This is a genomic window from Pedobacter sp. ASV12 (assembly GCF_016429155.1).
Classification (GTDB): Bacteria; Bacteroidota; Bacteroidia; order Sphingobacteriales; family Sphingobacteriaceae; genus Pedobacter.
In genome coordinates this window covers 47,005-67,937 of sequence record NZ_JAELUC010000001.1, presented here as the reverse complement: position 1 = coordinate 67,937, position 20,933 = coordinate 47,005, and the positions used below count along the sequence as shown (strand labels likewise).

Genomic DNA, 20,933 nt, shown 5'->3' with positions numbered 1-20,933 from the left:
ACATGAAAGAACCTGTTGAATTTAGAAAAGTTAGGGATTTTGGTGACGTCATCAGCGATACCGTTCTTTTCATCAAGCAAAATATCAAGCCCCTTTTAAAAGCCTACCTGTTTTTATGCGGCTTTTTTGTTTTGGCCAGCATGATCAACTCCGTGTTGATGCAGGTGCAAGTGGGCAACCTGGTCAAAAGCGCCAATGCAGTTGATTACAGCAGGGGCACAAGATCGCTTTACATGTTCTCTAACTTTACGCTGAACTATGTATTGATGTTTGTTTTTATCATCCTCAACTATACTGCCATTTACCTAACAGTGTTGTCGTACATATCGCTTTACGTGAGAAAGGGAAATATTGCGCCTACGGTGGCCGAGGTTTGGTCGTACTTTAAATATTATTTTTGGCGCATGCTGGGCAGCGGCATCTTGATGTCTATGTTTTTGGGCCTGTCCTTTGTGCTCTGTCTCGTACCGGGCATCTATGTTTTTCCGGCCGCTACCATATTTTATCCCATCCTGATTCTGGAAAATGCCGGCTTCTCTTTCTCTTTTAACCGTGCGTTTAAACTGTTGAAAGGCGAATGGTGGGTTACTTTTGCCACGCTGCTGGTCATTTTCTTTATTTACTATGCTTGTGCGATGGTGATCCAAGTGCCTGCTGTGGCTATTTCTATGGCTGGGGCCTTTATGCGCAACAACAGTGCATTTTTTGGTACCTATGGCGTAATTATGGCCATTGCCCAGCAGTTTTCGCAGGTATTTATGATTATTCCAATTGTGGGTGCCGCAGTGATTTATTTTAACCTGGTTGAGCGCAAGGAAAGTACCGGCCTTATGGAAAGAATTGACAGCCTGGGCCAGAATAATGCCAAAGACGACCATCCTTTTGTTCAAGAAGAATATTAACATGCGCTTAAGGCTGGTTTTTGTACTGTTGTTGGGGGTGCTGTTAAGCGCCTATGGCCACGCCTTGCAAACACCGGTCAAACCAGCGCCTGACAAAGTAGCAAAAACCATTAAGATAGACAGCAGCCGGGTAGAGCAACGCCAAATAGACCGGCAAGCCGTGGATGCCTATAGCAAGCAAAAGGAGTTTGTTTACGAAGAAACGGCGCCGCAAAATGCAAGCTGGTGGCAAAGGCTCATCGCCTGGCTTTGGGATCTGATCGGCAGGATTTTTAGGGGTGGCAATGCCGGCGATGGCGCCTTGCTCAAGTATTTTTTCGTCTTTCTTAAGTACTTCCTGATCGCGGTTTTGGTAGTAGGCGTAGCCTATGGTGTCTTAAAGCTGCTGGGGCTCGATTTGCGCGTATTGGCCAAAAAACCGAAAAGCATCGAAGTTCCCTACGAAGAAAGCCTGGAAAATATCCACGAAATCGATTTTGATGAACAGCTGGATAAAGCCGTGCAAGACGGCAACTACCGTTTGGCAGTGCGTTTGCTGTACCTCAAAACCCTTAAGCGCCTTAGCGATAGGGATATGATCAACTGGCAGCCCGATAAAACCAACCAGACCTATGTGCTCGAACTGCAGAACGAAAACCACCGCAAAGAATTTGCCGAATTAACCTACCGCTTCGAATATGTATGGTATGGCGAATTTTTTATCGACAAGCAACATTTCGAACCGATCGCTCAATCCTTTCAACAATTTAACCAGCAGAACAGATGAACGGATTGAGAAAATACATGGTGATTGCCGGCTTGTTGCTCGCCGTTTACTTGGGCATGCAGTATTTCAAGCCAAAACCGATCGATTGGAGACCTACTTATTTAAAGGAAGATAAAATCCCCTATGGCACCTATATCTTGTATCAGCGCATACACGATCTTTTTCCAAATGCCAAGGTGGAGGTGCAAAAAAAAGCAGTTTACAATACGCTCAAAGAAAATGCCGGGGCCCTAGGTTCAAGCTATCTGATGATTGCATCAGAGATTAGCATCGATAAGCTCGACTACGAACAGCTGGTGAAGTATATGCAAAAAGGCAATCAGGTTTTTATTGCGGCATCCCGTATTAAAGGCGTATTGCTCGATACCTTGCGGACCTCGCTTTCTAACAGTGTGTATTTCAGGAATGGCAAAAAATACGCCGTCAATTTTTTAAACCCGGTCTTGAAACGCGATATCGACTATTATTTCGATAAAGGTATTTGCGAGCAGTATTTTAACAAGATAGACACGGCCAGGGCAACGGTGCTGAGTACCAGACAGGGCAAAGAAGCCAATTTTATCCGCTATGATTTTGGCAAGGGCGCGCTGTACCTGCTGCCTAACCCAGAGCTGTTTTCGAACTATAACCTGTTGCGCGAAGATGGCTCAGAATATGCTTCCAAAGCACTGTCTTATTTGCCTAAAACAAATCGCGTGATTTGGGACGAATATTTTACGCGCCCTGATGCGGCGGCCAAATCGCCCTTGCGCGTACTGTTTAAATACGACCAGTTGCGCTGGGCCTATTACATCGCCCTTTTTAGCCTGATTGCTTTTGTGCTTTTCGAGATCAAAAGGCGCCAGCGTATCATTCCGGTTATTTCGCAACCTAAAAATACATCGGTCGAGTTTGCTGAAACCATAGGGCGCGTTTACTACCAGCAACGCAACAACAAGGATATAGCCGAGAAAAAAATCAATTATTGGCTCGAATACCTGCGCAGCAAATACCGTTTGCGTACGGTAAATATTAACGAAGAATTTAAAGAAACACTGATCAGTCGTACAGGTGCCACCGCCGAAACCATCGAAGCACTTTTTGTAGAGCTGCAATACCTTAACGGCGGTTATTTGATCAGCGACCAGGATCTGATTAGATTAAATAAACTGATAGAACAATTTTATAAACAAGACCAATAGCTATGGAACAGGAAATGTTTGACCAAAGAACGGATTTGAGCCAATTGAGCGCTGCCGTAGCCCAAATCAGAGAAACGTTGGGCAATATCATTGTGGGTCAAAAAGATACCATAGACCTGCTGATTGCAGGTTTGCTGGCCGATGGGCACATCTTGCTCGAAGGCGTACCCGGCGTGGCCAAAACCCTCAGCGCAAAACTGATGGCCAAATGTATTTCGGCTTCTTTTTCGAGGATACAGTTTACGCCCGACCTCATGCCTTCGGATGTGCTGGGTACGGCGGTCTTCAGTCCGAAAACAGCCGAGTTCCAATTCAGGCAGGGGCCTATTTTTGGCAATATCGTGCTGGTAGACGAGATTAACCGCGCACCAGCCAAAACACAATCGGCCCTTTTCGAAGCCATGGAAGAACGCCAGATTACCGTTGATGGACATACTTACAAGCTGGAAGAACCTTTTATGGTATTGGCTACGCAAAACCCGATTGAGCAGGAAGGTACTTATCGCTTGCCAGAGGCCCAACTAGACCGCTTTTTATTCAAGATAGAAGTTAAATACCCTTCGCTCGAAGAGGAAATCGAAATTCTCTCTAAACAACACCAGCACAAGCCTGAAGAGCAGCTGCAGGAGCTCCATGCGGTTTTATCGGTTGAGCAGATCAAGACCCTGCGCGCTACCATCAAAGCCTTGGTGGTTGAGCCGAAATTACTGGCTTTCGTAGCGCAAATTACGCACGAAACGCGCCACAACAAGTCGCTGTACCTGGGTGCTTCGCCAAGGGCCTCGTTGGCCATGGTAAACGGCGCCAAGGCATTGGCGGCCATGGGCGGTCGCGATTTTGTAACACCCGACGACATTGTGAGGGTGGCTGTTCCGGTTTTGGCACATCGTGTGATGCTGAGCCCAGAAAAAGAAATGGAAGGGCTAACCCCAGCCGATATCATCACCCAAATTATCAAGAAAATAGAAGTGCCAAGATAGAATCATCGCTGCTACCCAAGGTTGTTTCTTGATCGTGGCGAAAGCTAAGGAAATGAAAAAGTTTTTCAGAAAATATTATACAGACCTCTTTTTGGGCAAGCGCCTGTTCATTGCGCTGGGCGTATGCGTGGCCCTGTTTCTGTTTTCCTTTTTCATTCCTGTATTGGGCGATTTGCCCTACCTCTTTTTTGGCGTATTGCTGTTGTTGGTGCTGTTGGATATGGTCTTGCTCTATCGCACCAAAAAGGGCATATTCCTACGTAGGGAAGTGCCCGAGCGCCTCAGCAATGGCGACGATAACGAACTGAAGATCTACCTCGAAAATTTTTATAGCTTTCCGGTAAGCTTAGGCATCATCGACGAAATTCCGTTCCAGTTCCAAAAGCGCGATATCTGGTTCAAAGCCCATTTGGCACCGCGCGAGCAAAAGCTCATTACCTACCTGTTGCGTCCTACCAAAAGAGGAGAATACGATTTTGGTCTTACCAGGCTGTATGTACAATCGCCACTGGCGTTGCTGAGTCGCCGGTTTAACATCGGTAGCCCCAAAACGGTTCCGGTTTATCCATCGTTTTTAAAGCTCAGGCAATATGAATTGATGGCGGTTTCTAACCGCTTAACCGATATTGGCATCAAAAAAATCAGGCGGTTGGGCCATAGCATGGAATTTGACCAGGTGAAAAGCTATGTGGCTGGCGACGATTACCGTACCGTAAACTGGAAAGCCACTGCCCGCAAAGGCGATTTGATGGTGAATTCGTACACCGACGAGAAAGCACAGCATGTGTATTGCGTAATCGATAAATCGAGGGCCATGCGCATGCCTTTTGAAGGCTTGACCCTGCTCGATTATGCCATTAATGCCAGCCTGATTTTGAGCAGCGTTGCTTTGGTTAAGGAAGACAAGGCCGGACTGATTACCATTGCCGAAAAAACCAAGAATGTGGTGCCTGCCGACCGCAGGCCCGTACAGTTGAACAAGATCATGGAAGTGCTGTACAAAGAGAAAACCCGCTACCTCGAAACCGATATGGAAGCGTTGTATAGCACGGTGAGAACTACTTTAAAACAAAGAAGCCTAGTGGTCTTCTTCACCAATTTCGAGAGCATGTCGGCCCTGGAAAGACAGTTGCCATTTTTGAAAAGAATAGCCAAGTTCCATCTGTTGCTGATTGTCTTTTTTGAAAATACCAGCCTGAAGGCATTGAGTGAAGAACCGGCTAAGGATGTGCAGGGCATTTACATTAAAACCATTGCCGAGAAATTTGCCTACGAAAAGAAACTAATGGTGAAAGAATTGGCCAAACACGGCATCCTAAGCCTGCTTACCCCGCCTCAAAACCTGACGGTAAACGTTGTGAACCGCTATTTGGCAATCAAGGCCAATCAACAGATTTAAGGATTGTGTGGTTATTGCCTTCAACCTTCTGCCTTCCAACCTAACATTAAGCTAAATTAATAGTGGTTTGTTTTGCGGTTAAACTGCCAATTGGTTACTGCCAACTGCCTTTGCGACCTACCAACCTTTTGTCTTTTTCAATCTAGCACTCCGGTAAACTCAACGGAATATTGGTAGCCAAGCCGCCATCGGAAGTTTCCTTGTATTTCGAGTTCATGTCCAAAGCCGTTTCCCACATGGTATTGACCACGGCATCCAAACTTACTTTGGCCTTATCGGGATTGGTTTGCAGGGCCAGCTGGCTAGCGGTAATGGCTTTGATGGCACCCATGGTATTGCGTTCGATGCAAGGGATTTGTACCAGTCCGCCAATAGGGTCGCAGGTAAGGCCGAGGTGGTGTTCCATGGCAATTTCGGCGGCCATTAAAACCTGGCGTTGCGAACCGCCCAGGCATTCGGTTAAGGCGGCCGCAGCCATAGCCGACGATACGCCGATTTCTGCCTGGCAACCACCCATTGCGGCCGATATGGTCGCCCCCTTTTTGAAGATGCTGCCTATTTCTGAAGCACAGCAGATAAACTGGATGATTTTGTCTTCCGTATAGCCATCGCAAAAAGCAATGAAATATTGCAAAACAGCTGGAATAACACCAGCGGCGCCGTTGGTTGGTGCGGTAACCACACGGCCAAATGCTGCGTTTTCTTCATTTACAGCCAAAGCAAAGCAGCTTACCCAATCTAAAGTATAGTTGAAGCCATTGCCGCCTTTCCTAATTACCTGTACCCAGCTGTCGTAATCGGTGTAGGCTTCGCCAGCCGTAAGCTTGCTGTTCACTTTCGAAGCTCGGCGCGCAACATCCAATCCGCCAGGCAAAAAGCCACTGGTATGGCAACCCCGATAAATACAATCTCTAATTACGTTGAAATGCTGCATTACGCCCTTGCGGGTTTCGGCCTCCGGACGCCAGGCCGCTTCGTTCTCCATGACTACTTCGCTTACCTTTAGTCCGGTTGATAGGCACCAGTGGAGCAATTCGCTGGCTTTTTCTACCGGAAACGGCAAGTCTACCTGTTCTTTTTCAGAACCGTTTTCGCCCTCTTTTACCACAAAGCCACCACCAATAGAATAATAGGTTTCAGAAAAGGCCTTGCCATTGTTCAAGAAAGCCTGAAAAGTAACTGCGTTGGGGTGAAAAGGCAAGCTCTCTGCAAAAAGGAAAATCAGGTCTTCGGTGTAGGAGAAAGGAATTTCATATTCGCCTCCTAAATTTAAGCGCTGCTCTTGTTTAATGGTTTCGATGGTGCTGTCGATGGCATTGACATCAAAGGTAACCGGATCGCCACCAGCCAGGCCCAATAATACGGCAATATCAGTGCCGTGCCCCTTGCCCGTTTTGGCCAATGAGCCGTACAGCAGGATTTTCACCTGAACCACGTCGGCCAAATCAGCCTGTTTTTTTAAGGAGGCAGTAAATTGCTGCGCAGCACGCCAAGGCCCCAGCGTATGTGAGCTCGATGGGCCAATGCCAATCTTAAATATATCGAAAACTGAAATCTGTTCTTTTTGCATGGATAACAAAGCTATATACTTTTACTGATATTTACGTAAATTGGGCTGACCAATTCGGGCCAACCTATGAAAAAAATCTATCTAACCATCCTTGTTTTTTGCCTTTTTTTTGCGACCCACGCCCAACAAGCACATTACCAGTCGCAACATTACCAAGCACCCAGCGATACCAAAGTACAGGCCAAGCTGAGCCAATGGGGCGATAAAAAGTTTGGCTTGTTTATGCATTGGGGTATTTACAGTATTCCGGGCATTGTTGAATCGTGGAGCATCTGCTCCGAAGATGCCTCTTGGATACCGCGCGACAGCACCAAAAACTACGAAGATTACAAGCGTTGGTATTTTAACCTGAGCAAGCAGTTTAATCCGGTAAACTTCAATCCGTCTATTTGGGCCGAATACGCCAAGAAAGCAGGCATGCAATATGTGGTTTTCACCACCAAGCACCACGATGGTTTTGCCCTGTTCGATACCAAGCAGTCGAACTATAAGGTAACGGCCAGCGATGTGCCTTTTGCCACCAATCCGAAAGCCAATATTGCCAAAGAGGTTTTTGAGGCTTTCAGGAAGGAAGGATTTATGATTGGCGCCTATTTTTCAAAGCCCGATTGGCACAGCGAATATTACTGGTGGCCGCGCTATGCCACGCCCGACCGCAACAACAACTACGATATCCGCCTGCATCCGCAACGCTGGCAACAGTTTAAGCAATACACCTATAATCAAATCCAAGAGCTGATGAGCGATTATGGCAGCATCGATATTTTATGGCTCGATGGGGGCTGGGTGAGGCCAAAATCGACCATTAACGAAGAAGTGCTTTCGTGGGGTGCGCCAATTCCGGCTTGGGATCAGGATATCAACATGCCTGCCATTGCCCAGATGGCCAGGGCGAAACAACCGGGATTGATCATGGTTGACCGTACCGTGCACGGCGAATACGAGAATTACCAAACGCCCGAACAAAAAATACCCGAAAAGCCGTTGGATTATCCTTGGGAAACCTGCATGACCATGGGCGATGCCTGGGGCTATGTACCCCATGATCGATACAAAAGCACGAATACATTGGTGCACCTGCTGGTCGATATTGTGGCCAAAGGAGGCAATTTCTTGCTCGATGTAGGTCCAAAGCCCGATGGTACTTTTCCGGAGCCTGCCCTGCAACGCCTTACCGAAATGGGGCAATGGATGGACGTGAACAAAGAAGCTATTTATGCCAGTAAGCCCATTGCGCCGTATAAAACCAATAATGTTTGTTTTACGCAAGGCAAAAACGGCAGTGTGTATGCTTTATATCTTTTAGACGAAGGCAAGGCTGCCGATGCCACGATAAGCATTCAGTCGCCACCCAAAATGCCTAAAAAGCTAACTTTGCTGGGGATGAAGCAGGCATTGAAGTGGAAGCAGCGAGGCGATGTTTTGGAAATAACCTTGCCCGCTGGTGCGAAAATGATGAAGCATGCGCTGGTGTTGAGGATGGATTAGCTATTGCCACCTAAGAGTGGCTAAGGTAAAAGAACCAGGTTGCTTTAAAATTTGCCGTATCGAAATCAACGTTTCTTTTTCAGCGATAAAGCTTCGATGGTTTGCTCTTGGGCTTTGATCGTCTGTTCTTGGATGGTAATGATTTTGACCAGGATTTCGATGTCTTTTTGGTAGTCGCCTTCGCCGATGCGGGCGTTTACGTATTTCTCGGCAATATCGTTTACTACCGAAAAATTGCCGTCGGGCTGTTCCTTATATTTTCTAATAGGTAACCCAATGCCTTTGAGCAACCAATCAGCATTCAGTTCTTCACATTTGGTGAGTATAAGGTCGAGGTTTACCGTATTTCTTTTATGCCAATTGGCTAGCGTATTGGAGGCTATTCCAAGAAATCTTGCCAGTTCAGCGTCTGATTTAAAGCCATAATGAGATTTTATTCGGCTTATAATCAGTTCTTTATCTATTTTTATTCCCATTTCGTGAGTTTTTCTTGATTAGGCTATTGATTTACTCACATCGAGTGAGTAAATTGGTGATGTAATCATAAATGTAATAAAAATGCCGAAACACCAGTAAAAATAGGCATTTGAAAAATACGCTTATTGATACATACCTCTCATCTAAACCTTTTGAAAACATGAAAGACTTGATCGAAATCTCGCCAATGGCCGAACCTTTTTCTGCTGAAGAAAACAATTTTGCCACCACAACACCCATTGCCGCACCTATTTTAGAAAGCCTGCAAACTTTTTTGGAAACCGTACCGGCCTATCGGCTTAACAAAGGATTGCGAAAAATGCTGATTGATTACCTTTTCTACAATATCGAAGCTTTACCTGTAGATTTTGAAGAGCTTTTGGGCGATTTTTACTGGCTGACCAACTTTCTCGATAAGATACACGAAGAAGGATTGAATAAGGCCGATTAAAAATCGAAGGCAATGATCTTGGTGTCTTGCAGCATCTTGTCTACAAATTTTTTGTGGTTTTTTGGGCTGCCCACGGCTATCCATGTACCGCTAATGATGCCGTTGGAGAGTTCCTGTTTGCCACGGTGCATCTTGAGCTTAGAGCTGCGCAGGTATTCTTCGTAGGCTTCTAAGCTCTCGTTTTCGTATTTTTTAACAATGCGGTACACCCTTTTGGTAAAGCGCCTATCCACAAAATTCTCCAAAAACGGGAAAACAAGTAAAGCGGCCAGCACAATCAACGTAACCCCAATGGCCTGTTCGTAATAGCCGCTACCAACGGCCATGCCTATGGCGGCAACGATCCAGATGACGCAGGCCGTGGTCAGGCCTTTCACCTGGTTGTCTTCCTTAAAAATAACACCGGCACCCAAAAAACCGATGCCCGTTACAATATTAGAGGCAATGCGGTCGGCGCTGTTGAGGCCAATCTTTACCGAAAGAATGGTAAACAGGGTTGAGCCCAAGCCAATCATGATCATGGTTTTAAGGCCTGCCTGCTTGCTTCTAAATTCGCGTTCTATGCCAATAAGGCCGCAGAGCAAAATGGCCAATAAGAATTTGTTGACCTCGCTTTGGGTAATAAAATGCTGATTGTTAAACAATTCCTGGAACATAAAGCTTCGATTGAATAAGCCGTAATTTCGAAATTATTATTCAAATAACGCCAGCTAGCCGCAAAAGTTTTATGGATTCGAACCTTAAAAGAAGCTAGAACAGCGCAAACCGTTGTATTTTTTGATGCGCGTACTGTTGGGCCAGTATTTTTCGTAGCCCAAACTGGCCTCGGTAGTGCCACTGGTATTGGTATAGTTGAGCCTGGAGGTCGTGGCATCGTGGCTAATGCCAATACGCATTTTCTCGCTGTCGTTACGCTTCAAAAAGATGTCGAAGATGAGCGAAACCACAATGGCATCGGAGCCGTTCAGGGCATTGGTGCGGTACCAAATTCCAGAGTTGAAGCTTCGGTACTTGAACTGCGCGCCGGCGCTGAGCGAAGAGGTGTTGCCTTGTTTGTAATAAACTACAGAAGGAATTAAAAAAGCGCCTTCGTCTTCCAGGTAATCATAGCGATAGCTCAAAGGCATCTTAAAGCTGGCGTTGAGGGTCCAGCGCATGGGAAGGCGCGCCTGCGCCGAGCTGAACGATTCGTCGGGTTTGTTGATGTGGTACAGGCCTGCACCCAGCATAAAGTTGCGGTAAACAAAATTGGCGCCGGCTGCGGGGTCGAAAAAGAACTTATTGGACATGTCTGGCAACTGTGCCGATGATACGCTGCCCGGTATGTAACCTATGCGGCGATCAATCTGGTCTAAAAACACCAGCTTGCTCCAGTCGATGCTGCGGTTGGTAAATCCTGCCTGCAAGCCAAAAGAGGCCAAAAAATCATCGTCGCCCACACTATACGAATAGGTGAGGGCCACATTGTTCTTCACCAGGTAGGCGGTTCCTTCGCTGCTGCGGTTAAACGACAAGCCAACGCCTCCCGAAAGCTTGGGTACATTAACATCAATAGAGGCGTTGATGTAGGAGAGGTCGCCGCTTAACGAAGACCACTGGTTACGGTAAATCATGTTGAGCCTCAGATCGCCGTCAAACTGTCCCGTTAACGAAGGATTGAGGTAAATAGGGGCGTTAAAAAACTGGGAAAACAGGTGGTCCTGCGCCTTGATGTTCAAAGCCATCAGGCAAAAACACAGTCCTAAAAATCCAACAATCCTGCTTTTCATCATCATCGTATTAAATATATTTCGCCCGTTCGTTTCGGTGCCGATTTATCGTAGGTTACGCCTTTCCATTCGGTACCATTGATGAGCTGCACCTCTATTTTCCAGAAGTAGATTCCCTGTGGCTGGGCCACGTTGTTGTAGGTGCCATCCCATCCTTCAACAGGCTTGCCATCTTCGAGTTTGGTGGTTTCCCAAAGTACCTGTCCCCATTTATTGAAGACCGACATTTTCCAAGATTTGATGCCTGCGCCCACAGCTATGAATTTTTGCAACGGAACGTTGGTGCCACCCGGCATAAACGAGTTTGGTACATAAACATAGCCGGGTATGCCCATAATGTGTACATATTTTTGGATGCTGTCTACACAACCCTGTTCGTTGTAGGTTCTTAAGGTAACCAAGAAACGGCCCGTATCCAAGTAGGTATGTGCTGGATCTTTGAGGGTAGAGGCATCGCCATCACCAAAAGTCCATTTATAGGTTTGGGCGCCATTGCTGCTTTCGTTGGTAAATTTGAATGTGTAGTTCGGTATGCTGATTACCGCGGTCGGAGAGATCGAGAAATCTGCCTTTGGCGGACCAACGATACGGATGTAATCTACTTTTTCTTCGGTAGTTGGACAACCCAGGCTATTGATGGCGGTAAGCTTAACCGTGTAGTTTCGAGCGCTGCCCTTGTACACGTGGGTAGGGGCTACTTCGGTAGAAGTTGGCGACCCGTCGCCGAAATCCCATACATAACCGATGGCATCCTTGCTGGTATTGGTAAACTTAACGGCCAAGCCGTCGCAACCAATGGTTAGGTTGGCGCTGAACGCCGCTACGGGCTGCGGATCGACGGTAATAGTAACGGTTTGTACCGGTGCAGTAGAACAATCGTTGGTGGCCAGCATCGTTACCACATAGGTTCCTGGTTTGTCAAATCGATGATGCTTAATTTCTGGACGGTTATTGACAGAAATCTCAGCCGATTGGCCAGGTTCAAAATTGTACACATACTGACTGGCACCTACCGTACTGTTGGTGAAGTCGACGTCGAAAGGTGCGCATCCCCTGAGCTTATTGCCATCAACGGTAAAACCTGGTTTGATGGTATTTGGCGAAACCACGATTACATATTCCCTCGTATCGGTGCCGCATGTGTTGGTGGCTGTTACTTTTACTTTGTATGTTCTAACTACATCGGTGGTGAAGGTATAAGGGAAATCGGTCTTGCTGGTACTTGGGCCGTTGACAATCACCCCGTCAATTTCGTAGGTATAGGTGTTGGTAGAGCCTGGCGACGTATTTCTGAAATTAACGGTAAACGGCGAGCATCCACGCGTTTTGTCTGGTGTGCCGGTGGCGATCGGCGTACCATAAACGGTTATTTTTTGTGGCGCCGAAACCGATTTTCCGCAAGGCCCAGTTATAGTGAGGATTACCGTGTAGTCCTTGTCTTCGCCAAAAGGGTCGGCATCAAACCGATAGCGGAAATCGGCCGATGTACCGGCAATTACATTGTTAACCCGCCATTCGAAGGTTACGCCGGTTAAAGTGTTGGAAGTATTGGTAAAATCGACATCCAACGGCCCACAACCATTTACCGCCGATGGCGTGAACGTGGCCAAAATGTTTGGTCGGGTGCGGAAAGTGTGGCTCATTTCGTCCTGGCTGCAGCCCAAACTGCTGGTGGCTACCAATTTAATCACAACTGCCGTATTTTCGGTAGCAATGGTGTAGCCCGGGAAGTTGATCCCAGTACCAATAACTACATTGTCGGCATACCAGGTATAGGTGGCATTGCGGTCGGGGTAGGCTGTTGCTTTTACGTTGCTGGCATTGATTGCAAAAGGAAAGCAGTCCAAATCGCGGGTAAAGCTAAACTCGGCCTTGGCATTTGGGTTAACGGTAACCTTAACCACATTGCTGATATGCTGTAAAGCACCTGCGCAAGCGCTGCTGCTTACCAATCGGCGATAAGAAGTGGTCTGGGTAATTGCTCCCGGTACATAATCTTTTCCATTGGCACCAATAATGGCTGTCCAGGTAGCCCCATTGTCTGTGCTTTGTTCCCAGCCATAGGTATAGTTGTTGCCGTCACCGCCTGTTGGTTGCGAACCGCTTATTGGCGTAGCGTTGGTGCCCACACAAATGGCATGATCAGCCGAAATGCTATTGTTGGCAATGGCTGGCAGCGCAGTAAGCTGCAATACATTGCTGATGGCGCTGCAATTGCCACTGTTTACAGTTCGGCGATACGATAAGCTGGCATTTACCGTAATGGTTAAACTTGGACTGGTTTGACCATTGATTGTAGTCCATGTGGCTCCGCCATTGTTGCTGCTTTCCCAAACATAGGTATAAGTGCCATTGCCTCCGCTTGGCACGTTACCGGCCAAGGTAATTACTTGGCCGTTGCAGGCTGTAGAAAAAGGTGTTGTGATATTGGTATTGGTGAGCGGTGCCAAATTGGTGATGACTACTTCGTCGTTAGTAGACGGACATGGTGCCGAGCCAGAAATGGTCCATCGGAAAGTATAGGTTTGGCCACCTACCAGGCCGTTTACCTGCGTATTGTATTGCGAAGCATCGGCAAAAGTAACGCCAGTCTGCCCTGAGGTAAGCGTCCATTGGCCGATATTGGTTAATGGCGAATTGCCTTGCAATGTAATAGACGAGCTATTGCACAAGGTTTGGTCTGAGCCTGCATTGGCCTGTGCCACCGCCTGGTTTACTGTAATGGTGGCCACCGTTGAGTAAGCCGGTGCACAATTGCCATTTTTAACGATGGCGCGGTATTGCGTGGTGATGGTCAGGTTGCTGTAGGCCACGCTACCGGTGGTGTTATTGATTGGGCTCCACGTGGTGCCACCGTCGGTCGACTGCTCCCAGCCCTGGATCGTTCCCACCTGTCCGCTCAAGGTTATGCTGCCGTTGCCACTCCCCGAGCAAACGGCGGTGCTTCCTGCAGTAGCGCCGCCATCGGAAGGCAGGTTGACTTTAATGGTTACGCTTGCCGAACTTGGCGGACAAGGCGCCAGGCCAGAAATGGTCCACGTAAAGGTATAGGTGTTGCCAGGAATAAGGCCTGATACCTGCGTATTGTACAGGTTAGCATCGGCAAAGGAAGCGCCTGCAGGTCCGCCAGTTTGTGCCCACAAGCCACTTTGAGTTTGTGGCGAGTTGCCTGCCAAGGTGGTCGAGGTTTGGTTGCAAAGTTCTTGGTTTGGACCGGCATTGGCCGAAATAGAACCTGGATTTACCGTGATGGTGGCTACGGTTGAATAAGCCGGGGCGCAATTGCCATTTTTAACGATGGCGCGGTATTGCGTGGTGATGGTCAGGTTGCTGTAGGCCACGCTGCCGGTGGTGTTATTGATTGGGCTCCACGTGGTGCCACCGTCGGTCGACTGCTCCCAGCCCTGGATTGTTCCCACCTGTCCGCTCAAGGTTATGCTGCCGTTGCCACTCCCCGAGCAAACGGCGGTGCTTCCTGCAGTAGCGCCGCCATCGGAAGGCAGGTTGACTTTAACCTGCATATCGTCCATGCTAGGTGGACAAGGAGCCAAACCGTTTATGGTCCATCTGAAAACATAGGTTTGGCCAGGAATAAGGCCTGATACCTGGGTGTTGTAAAGGGAAGCATCGGCAAAGGTTACCGCCGAACCAGAAACCTGGGTCCACAATCCGGTTTGAGTTTGTGGCGAGTTACCTGCCAAGGTAGTCGAGGTCTGGTTGCAAAGCTCTTGGTCTGGACCGGCATTAGCCGAAATAGAACCCGGATTTACGGTGATGGTACTGATGGTTGAATTGGCCGTTGCGCAATTGCCGTTGCGCACCACGGCGCGGTATTGGGTTGTAGCGGTGAGGTTGCTATAGTTGATGCTGGTTGCAGTGCTATTGATAATTTGCCAAGTGGCACCGCCATCGGTTGAGCTTTCCCATCTGACCACGCTGCCTACTTGTCCGCTCACCGTAATTTGTCCAGAACCGCTACCCGAGCAAACCGATGTGCTTCCGGTGGTAACGCCGCCATCGGAAGGCAGGTTAACTTGTACTTGGACATCGCTCGAACTTGGCGGACATGGTGCCTGGCCCGAAATGGTCCAGGTAAAGACATAAGTTTGTCCCGGGATCAACCCGGTTACTTGGGTGTTAGGCAAGGTGGCATCTGCAAAAACAGCGCCTGCCGGCCCTGATTTCTGTGTCCACAAACCTGTATTTGGCAAAGGCGAGTTACCTGCCAAGGTGGTCGTGGTTTGGTTGCAAAGTTCTTGCGAAGTGCCTGCGTTGGCTGTCGCTACAGCTGGATTTACCGTGATGGTGCTTATGGCCGAATTGGCTTCGGCGCAGGTTCCGTTTTTCACCACAGCGCGGTATTGGGTCGTAGTGGTAAGGTTGCTATAATTGATGGCAGTGGTGGTATTGTTAACGGTTTGCCAAGTAGTACCTCCGTTGGTAGAAATTTCCCATCTCACTACATTGCCAAGCTGTCCGCTTAAAGTAATTTGGCCTGAGCTGCTGCCCGAGCAAACCGAAGCGCTTCCGGCAGTAGTGCCCCCATCAGAAGGGAGGTTGATTTTGATTTGTACCTCATCGGTACTTGGCGGACAAGGAGCCTGGCCCGAAATGGTCCAGGTAAAGACATAAATCTGCCCCGGAATAAGTCCGTTTACTTGAGTGGTTGCCGAGGTAGCGTCAACAAAAGTTGCGCCTGCAGGGCCTCCAGCCTGTGTCCATAAACCGGTGTTTGGCAAAGGAGAATTAGCCGTTAGCGTAGCTGAGGTTTGGTTACAAAGCTCCTGGTCTGCACCCGCATTAGCGGCCACAACAGCCGGACTTACTGTAATGGTGGCAGCAACTGCTGGGTCTGGTGCACAAACGCCACTTTGAACAATTGCCCGATACTGTGTTGTTGTATTTAAATTGGTATAATTGAGTGTGGTGGTGGTATTGGCAATGGCTACCCAGGTGGTGCCTCCATTGATAGAGCTTTCCCACCTGATGACATTGCCTGTGTGACCGCTTAAGGTAAGCGTACCGCCGTTGGTTCCCGAACATACCGCGGTGCTACCGGCAACGGTGCCACCCACAGAGGCCGGGTTTACCGTAATGGAAACATCGTCTGATTTTGGAGCACAGCTTGCCGCGCTGCCAATGGTCCACCTGAATACATAAACCTGTCCGGCTGCCAAGCCATTTACTGGGGTGTTGTATTGGGTATCGTCAACAAAGCTTACGCCGCTTTGGCCTGAAACCAAGGTCCATTTTCCGGTTCCTACGGCTGGCTGATTTCCCTGCAATACAAAAGACCCCGTGTTACAGATGCTTACATCTGCTCCGGCATTTGGTGTGCTAGGCTGCGGTTCGACCGTAATGGTTACGGTAACAGGTGTTCCTGGACAGTTATTTGCAGAAATAGGGGTGATGATATAATCAACTGTTTTTGGAACAAGCGTGCTGTTTACCAAGGTATTGGTAATGCTGGTGGCAGTGCTTGGCGTGGCATTGTTGGTATTGCCCGTAACACCTGCTTGGGCGGTGCTTGTCCAGGTATATTTGGTGTTGGCCAGGTTAGCACTGAGGTTGATTACTGCGTTTTGCTGGCTACAGATATTCGCATTAACGGGTGTAGCCGTAAGTACGGGATTAGGGGTAACCGTAACCGTAAAAGTAAAAGGATCGCCGGCACAACCATTCGCATTTGGCGTAATGGTATAGGTAACCGTGGCGTTGGTGGTAGGATTGCTGTTGGTTAATACATCGTTAATAGTGGCGCCATTACCCGATGCGCTAAAACCACCTGCGCCAGGTCCTCCGGTGGCTGTCCAACTGAAAGTGACGCCAGCAATATTGCTGCTTGGCGAATAAGCCACCGCCGTGCCGGTACATATGGTTTTGCTTGGCAAGCTATTGACAAAAGTCCTTGGCTTTATAGTTAATACCACCTGATCAGATACCAAGTTACATGGAGCTGGCAAGGTAGTAGTAGCCGTTAAGGTTAATGTTACGGTTCCGGCATTCTTATCGGCAACACTTGGCGTGTAGGTCGCGTTTAAAGCATTGGCATTGGGCGAAAAAGTGCCCGTACCCGTAGTTGTCCAGGTTTGGCTCGAAGTGCTTCCAGTAACTGATCCTGCCAAGGTAAAGCTCGCATCGTTATAGCAAATGGCCTGATCCGGACCCGCATTGACAACCGGTGCGGTATTAAAAGTGAGTTTTTGGCTGGCGCTTACTGTGCCGCAATTGTTGGTATGGGTAACCGTAACCGTATAAGTATCGAAATTGTCGAACCTGATTTGTGGGTATTTTGTATTGGCATTGGTGCCATTAACGAAAGCCCAGGTTCCACTGTTGCCCGAGGTAACCGTCCAGGTATAAGTGCCAACTGGCTCTGGAATCATGGTGCCTGTAAAAATGGTTCTGGTGGTACTGCCAACGGTATTGTCGAAGGTAAATGTCTTTAAGCCACAAAGCTGGGCATCAGCCGATAAGACAGCCGTAGGCGCCTCGTTTACAGTAACGGTTTGCACAGCCGAAGTAACGGCTGTACAGGTTGCCGTGTTGATGCGGAGGGTAATGGTGTAGGTACCCGGATTGGCAAAGTTGATTTCAGGATTTTTGCTGCTGCTCGAGGTACTATTGACATAGGTTACGCCAGTAGCCGGAGAAACGGTCCAACTGTAAACGGTATTGTTGTTGCAACTTTCGTCAACCACCGAAGTATTAACAGGCTTTAAGGTTGTACCGACACAAATGGTGGTTGGGGTAAGCGTAAACGATGGTTGTGGCGGATTTTGTATACAAATGGTACGGCTGGCAATAGGTGCTGTACAGTTGCCATTGCTAATCGATTCGAGGGTAACCACATGCTGGCCATTGGTGGTAAAAATGTAGTTGAGGTTAGTCGATTTGGGTACGCTGGCCTCTACCAAAATACCATCTACGTACCAGTTGAACAAACTGTTGTAATCGGCACAGCCGGGCGAATTGGTGTTGGGGTCTTGTCCTAAAATAGAGGTGTTGCTAAAAGTAACGTTGTTGTTGGTACAGCCTAATATTGGTCCACTGATAAAATTCTGGGTAATGGTAATCACCTTGGCGGTAGTGGATATCGGGGTTCCGATATTGCCACAGTTGGCAAATGGACTAACAACCTGAATGTTGATGCCAAAAGCATTGTAAATAGTGGTACTGCCCGAATTGAAGCTCTGTCCGCAAGAAGATTGCGAATAGTAGTGCTGTACCGTACCGCCTTTTAAATCGCAATAAGTGTAAACCGATTCTGTACCATCGCCCCAATTGATGCGGTAAGTGTTGCCCGGAAAGTTACGGCCAATACCGTTAACCGACGACGCGTTGATCAGGTAGGTGAGGGCGCCTCCCGGCAAGCAAACCGTATTGTTTCCGGTAGTAGAAAAAGCCGTAATTACTTCGTTGTTAATGATGAAATAGGCGCGGGTAGCTACATTGCCATCGGCGGTTATTACCCTTGTAACAGCCGTATAATGGGTTCGGTCTGCATTAAAAGTAGTTTGGGTGGTAACAGGAATAGTGGTGGTGGTATGGTTGAGTTCGTGCGTGAGGCTGATGGTGGTTGTTCCGGCGGTTGATTGGTTGCTCAGGAGCACATCGGCGGCCGAACCGCTTTGGGCCGAGCAAAAACCGAAAGCATCTTTGGAGCTATCGAGTATTTTATTGGAAATGAGCTTGGCCGCAACCGGTGTGCCGGCCCTCACTTCAAAAGGAGCCGAGGGAGCTGAAACAAGTGCAGCGTTTGAACTGGCCTTTATTCTTACCCGGTAGCCTGTTCCAGCTGCCAAGGGGCTGGGCAAAACGCCATTGACAAAGGTGCTGTAAAAGCTGCTGTAGGTTCCGATGAGAGTCTCTGCCGTAAAATCGCCAGAAGCATCCGATAGGTAGAGCTGAAAAACATTCGTCTGCGCAATACAAGCCGTGCTGGGGTCGATGGTAAATGTAGCAGCTAGGGTACTGCCCGGTGTGTATGGGCCAGGGTCTACGGCGTTAATGGTCAGCTGCGCAAAGGCAGAGCTGGCTACCACGCACAAGAGGCCAATGAGCAGTAAACGTATTCTCTTCACAGTAAATAACAACAATAGGTATGGTAAATATAAAGAGAAAAAGAGATTACTCGCTTTATTTTATTGCTGAATCTATTGCAAAAAGAATCCCTCACAACCATTGGTTGTGAGGGATTCTTAGCTATTGAGCTATGTGTTTATGGCGCAGTTGATTACATCATGCCGCCCATGCCGCCACCGCCCATTGGAGGCATACCTGCACCAGCAGGAGCTTCTTCCGGATCGTCGGCTAAAACAACCTCTGTTGTCAACAACATGGCTGCGATAGAAGCGGCATTTTCTAAAGCCACACGACTTACCTTAGTTGGGTCGATTACACCGGCACCAATCAGGTTTTCGTAAACATCGGTACGGGCATTGTAACCGAAGTCGTCTTTGCCCTCTTTTACTTTTTGTACCACGATAGAACCTTCGATACCTGCATTTTCGCAGATTTGACGCAATGGCTCTTCGATGGCGCGTTTCACGATGGCGATACCGGTGGTTTCGTCTTCGTTGGCACCTTTTAGATCAGTTAACGAAGCTACCGCACGGATGAAGGCTACGCCACCACCTGCAACAATACCTTCTTCAACAGCGGCGCGTGTGGCGTGCAAAGCATCGTCAACACGGTCTTTTTTCTCTTTCATTTCTACTTCAGAAGCGGCGCCTACATACAATACGGCAACACCGCCCGAAAGCTTAGCTAAACGTTCTTGCAGTTTTTCTTTGTCGTAATCAGAAGTAGTAGTTTCGATTTGAGCTTTGATCTGGCCTACACGGGCTTTGATATCTTCTGACTGGCCTGCACCGTTGATGATGGTGGTGTTGTCTTTGTCAACAACTACTTTCTCGGCCGAACCCAAGTAGGTCAAGTCTGCATTTTCCAATTTGTAGCCTCTTTCTTCCGAGATTACGATACCGCCGGTTAAGATAGCGATGTCTTCCAACATAGCTTTTCTTCTGTCGCCGAAACCAGGTGCTTTAACTGCAACCACTTTCAACGAACCACGGATTTTGTTAACAACCAAGGTAGCCAAAGCTTCGCCATCCAAGTCTTCAGAAATGATCACTAATGGTTTGCCGGTTTGTACGGTTTTTTCCAACACAGGCAACAATTCTTTCATGTTGCTGATTTTTTTGTCGTAGATCAAAATGAAAGGATTATCCAATTCGGCTTCCATTTTGTCGGCATTAGTTACGAAATATGGAGAAAGGTAGCCTCTGTCAAACTGCATACCTTCTACGGTTTTCACTTCGGTTTCGGTACCTTTTGCTTCTTCAACAGTGATTACGCCATCTTTGCCTACTTTTTTCATCGCTTCTGCAATCAGCGCGCCGATTACTTCGTCGTTGTTGGCAGAGATAGAGCCTACTTGTTTGATTTTGTTGTTGTCGTCGCCAACCGATTGAGATTGTTTTTTCAAGTTCTCTACTACAGCCGCAACAGCTTTGTCGATACCGCGTTTCAAATCCATTGGATTAGCGCCGGCCGCTACGTTTTTAATACCTGCAGTTACGATAGCCTGCGCCAAAACGGTAGCGGTAGTGGTTCCATCACCGGCAATATCAGCGGTTTTAGAAGCTACTTCTTTGACCATTTGCGCACCCATGTTTTCGATGGGATCTTTCAATTCGATTTCCTTGGCTACGGTTACACCGTCTTTAGTGATTGCCGGAGAACCGAATTTTTTGTCGATGATTACGTTACGGCCTTTGGGACCTAAGGTTACTTTTACTGCGTTTGCCAAAATATCGACGCCTCTTTTCAGCGAGTCGCGTGCTTCAACGTTATATTTTACTTGTTTTGCCATTATTACTAGATTTGAGATAGGAGTATGGAGATTTGAGACGGGATGTCTCACTCAAAACATACTTAATTAATGA

At 47.9% G+C, this 20,933-nt stretch carries 13 protein-coding genes; 7 read left to right on the top strand and 6 right to left on the bottom strand.

Features of this window, described 5'->3' with window-relative positions; translation table 11 throughout:
- Nucleotides 1–2: 2 nt before the first annotated feature.
- The 5 genes from JHD69_RS00290 to JHD69_RS00270 are packed head-to-tail and all read left to right on the top strand — an operon-like array spanning nt 3 to nt 5,228.
- On the top strand, nt 3–902 hold the full coding sequence (locus JHD69_RS00290; protein ID WP_199136101.1) for a hypothetical protein: 900 nt from the start codon (nt 3–5) through the stop codon (nt 900–902).
- Complete coding sequence (locus tag JHD69_RS00285; RefSeq protein ID WP_199136099.1) at nt 862–1,668, top strand: DUF4129 domain-containing protein; 807 nt, start codon at nt 862–864, stop codon at nt 1,666–1,668. The genes JHD69_RS00290 and JHD69_RS00285 overlap by 41 nt, the downstream gene beginning before the upstream one ends.
- Nucleotides 1,665–2,849: a DUF4350 domain-containing protein gene (locus JHD69_RS00280; RefSeq protein ID WP_199136097.1), complete on the top strand. Its 1,185-nt coding sequence runs from the start codon at nt 1,665–1,667 to the stop codon at nt 2,847–2,849. Before JHD69_RS00285 ends, JHD69_RS00280 begins: the two co-directional genes overlap by 4 nt.
- A gap of 2 nt (nt 2,850–2,851) precedes the next feature.
- Nucleotides 2,852–3,829, top strand: coding sequence for an AAA family ATPase (locus tag JHD69_RS00275; RefSeq protein WP_199136095.1), 978 nt, complete (start codon nt 2,852–2,854; stop codon nt 3,827–3,829).
- 52 nt (nt 3,830–3,881) lie between these two features.
- Nucleotides 3,882–5,228 (top strand): DUF58 domain-containing protein, encoded by a 1,347-nt coding sequence (locus tag JHD69_RS00270; protein WP_199136093.1) that lies wholly within the window; start codon nt 3,882–3,884, stop codon nt 5,226–5,228.
- A 142-nt stretch (nt 5,229–5,370) separates the two neighbouring features.
- Here JHD69_RS00270 and JHD69_RS00265 read toward each other — a convergent pair whose 3' ends face one another.
- Nucleotides 5,371–6,798: an L-serine ammonia-lyase gene (locus tag JHD69_RS00265; protein ID WP_199136091.1), complete on the bottom strand. Its 1,428-nt coding sequence runs from the start codon at nt 6,796–6,798 to the stop codon at nt 5,371–5,373.
- A 66-nt stretch (nt 6,799–6,864) separates the two neighbouring features.
- Between JHD69_RS00265 and JHD69_RS00260 the strand changes: the two genes are divergently transcribed.
- The gene (locus JHD69_RS00260) at nt 6,865–8,286 is read left to right on the top strand and encodes an alpha-L-fucosidase (protein ID WP_199136089.1); all 1,422 of its coding nucleotides are present in this window, start codon (nt 6,865–6,867) and stop codon (nt 8,284–8,286) included.
- Between the two features lie 65 nt (nt 8,287–8,351).
- On the opposite strand, the gene JHD69_RS00255 is transcribed toward JHD69_RS00260, so the two are convergent.
- On the bottom strand, nt 8,352–8,762 hold the full coding sequence (locus JHD69_RS00255) for a helix-turn-helix domain-containing protein (RefSeq protein ID WP_199136087.1): 411 nt from the start codon (nt 8,760–8,762) through the stop codon (nt 8,352–8,354).
- A 161-nt stretch (nt 8,763–8,923) separates the two neighbouring features.
- Between JHD69_RS00255 and JHD69_RS00250 the strand changes: the two genes are divergently transcribed.
- Nucleotides 8,924–9,214, top strand: a complete 291-nt coding sequence (locus JHD69_RS00250; RefSeq protein ID WP_199136085.1) for a hypothetical protein — start codon at nt 8,924–8,926, stop codon at nt 9,212–9,214.
- Here the strand turns inward: JHD69_RS00250 and JHD69_RS00245 are convergent.
- From JHD69_RS00245 to groL, 4 genes are all read right to left on the bottom strand, one after another.
- On the bottom strand, nt 9,211–9,870 hold the full coding sequence (locus tag JHD69_RS00245; protein ID WP_199136083.1) for an MgtC/SapB family protein: 660 nt from the start codon (nt 9,868–9,870) through the stop codon (nt 9,211–9,213). The two genes, JHD69_RS00250 and JHD69_RS00245, sit on opposite strands and share 4 nt — an antisense overlap.
- Before the next feature lie 84 nt (nt 9,871–9,954).
- Nucleotides 9,955–10,983 carry a PorP/SprF family type IX secretion system membrane protein gene (locus JHD69_RS00240; protein ID WP_199136081.1) on the bottom strand — a complete coding sequence of 343 codons (1,029 nt, stop codon included), beginning with the start codon at nt 10,981–10,983 and terminating at the stop codon, nt 9,955–9,957.
- Between the two features lie 2 nt (nt 10,984–10,985).
- The gene (locus tag JHD69_RS21610) at nt 10,986–19,067 is read right to left on the bottom strand and encodes a PKD domain-containing protein (protein ID WP_199136079.1); all 8,082 of its coding nucleotides are present in this window, start codon (nt 19,065–19,067) and stop codon (nt 10,986–10,988) included.
- A gap of 152 nt (nt 19,068–19,219) precedes the next feature.
- On the bottom strand, nt 19,220–20,860 hold the full coding sequence (groL, locus tag JHD69_RS00230; protein WP_199136077.1) for a chaperonin GroEL: 1,641 nt from the start codon (nt 20,858–20,860) through the stop codon (nt 19,220–19,222).
- Nucleotides 20,861–20,933 lie beyond the last annotated feature (73 nt).

What these genes read in the sequence shown, in the direction of transcription:
- JHD69_RS00290 (WP_199136101.1), top strand. Translation starts at nt 3, where the DNA reads ATGAAAGAACCTGTTGAATTTAGAAAAGTTAGGGATTTTGGTGACGTC.
- JHD69_RS00285 (WP_199136099.1), top strand. Translation starts at nt 862, where the DNA reads ATGCCAAAGACGACCATCCTTTTGTTCAAGAAGAATATTAACATGCGC.
- JHD69_RS00280 (WP_199136097.1), top strand. Translation starts at nt 1,665, where the DNA reads ATGAACGGATTGAGAAAATACATGGTGATTGCCGGCTTGTTGCTCGCC.
- JHD69_RS00275 (WP_199136095.1), top strand. Translation starts at nt 2,852, where the DNA reads ATGGAACAGGAAATGTTTGACCAAAGAACGGATTTGAGCCAATTGAGC.
- JHD69_RS00270 (WP_199136093.1), top strand. Translation starts at nt 3,882, where the DNA reads ATGAAAAAGTTTTTCAGAAAATATTATACAGACCTCTTTTTGGGCAAG.
- JHD69_RS00265 (WP_199136091.1), bottom strand. Translation starts at nt 6,798, where the DNA reads ATGCAAAAAGAACAGATTTCAGTTTTCGATATATTTAAGATTGGCATT.
- JHD69_RS00260 (WP_199136089.1), top strand. Translation starts at nt 6,865, where the DNA reads ATGAAAAAAATCTATCTAACCATCCTTGTTTTTTGCCTTTTTTTTGCG.
- JHD69_RS00255 (WP_199136087.1), bottom strand. Translation starts at nt 8,762, where the DNA reads ATGGGAATAAAAATAGATAAAGAACTGATTATAAGCCGAATAAAATCT.
- JHD69_RS00250 (WP_199136085.1), top strand. Translation starts at nt 8,924, where the DNA reads ATGAAAGACTTGATCGAAATCTCGCCAATGGCCGAACCTTTTTCTGCT.
- JHD69_RS00245 (WP_199136083.1), bottom strand. Translation starts at nt 9,870, where the DNA reads ATGTTCCAGGAATTGTTTAACAATCAGCATTTTATTACCCAAAGCGAG.
- JHD69_RS00240 (WP_199136081.1), bottom strand. Translation starts at nt 10,983, where the DNA reads ATGAAAAGCAGGATTGTTGGATTTTTAGGACTGTGTTTTTGCCTGATG.
- groL (WP_199136077.1), bottom strand. Translation starts at nt 20,860, where the DNA reads ATGGCAAAACAAGTAAAATATAACGTTGAAGCACGCGACTCGCTGAAA.